The sequence below is a fragment of the Veillonella caviae genome, assembly GCF_003992125.1.
Lineage (GTDB): Bacteria > Bacillota > Negativicutes > Veillonellales > Veillonellaceae > Veillonella > Veillonella caviae.
Genome location: NZ_RQUY01000047.1, coordinates 1 through 815, shown reverse-complemented (window position 1 = coordinate 815; position 815 = coordinate 1). Strand labels below are relative to the sequence as shown.

Below are 815 nucleotides of genomic sequence, written 5' to 3'. Positions count from 1 at the left end.
CTTTCGTTTCCGCACCCGCATAGCGGGTGGTTTTATGATTCGCGACTACGTCGCGAACCAGTCTAAAGACAATAAATAAAAGGACGCTATAGTTCTAAACCATTCAGTATATACTACTGAAGATTAGACTATAGCATCCTTTTTTAATCTATGTACCTTATATTAGCATTACATCTTATTCAATAAAGACTACTATATGTACGATTTAGGTATCTAATAATATGTCAATATATATATATATATAAGGCTACTAGAAATAGCCAAGCATATACGCCTACTTTAAAATTGGACTGATACATCTCTACTTTATCACTTTCAAACTCATCATTCTTAAGCATGAAATACATTCCAACCAAAGAAATTCCCATACAAACTATTCCCAGAAAAAGCAATACAAATCCCGAGACTGATTCATAAAGCAGGGCTGCTATTACACCCTCAACTGCAATACCTCCGAATGTAGCAATCCTGGCTAAACTAAGCTTACCTTTATGAGTAATTAACTTATAAACAAAAAACATACTACATATTATTAGAATTAAATTCTTAAATATCATTTGTCTGTATCCTTTTTCAAATCATATTTAACTCTATCTTTAGCATAATCTCCAAATGTTGCACCAATTACCCCTCCGGCAAAGGCCCCTACAGGACCAGCACCACTTCCTACAATACCGCCACCTAATCCAGTAGCTATAGGAATTAAATCAGTGCCCCATGCCTTTACTAATTCATGCCCACTGTACATTTGGTAATCATTTTGCATATCGTTAAGTAAGAAACCTATTGAAACAGGCCCTCCAACTTTCGCTACA

1 protein-coding gene and 1 pseudogene are annotated in these 815 nt (G+C 35.2%); both read right to left on the bottom strand.

Going from position 1 to position 815, the window contains the following annotated elements; translation table 11 throughout:
* Positions 1-224: 224 nt before the first annotated feature.
* Positions 225-557, bottom strand: a complete 333-nt coding sequence (locus EO120_RS09080) for a hypothetical protein (RefSeq protein WP_127135148.1) — start codon at positions 555-557, stop codon at positions 225-227.
* Positions 554-815, bottom strand: a pseudogene (locus tag EO120_RS09210) (hypothetical protein); the annotation flags it as partial. The gene EO120_RS09080 and the pseudogene EO120_RS09210, both read right to left, overlap by 4 nt.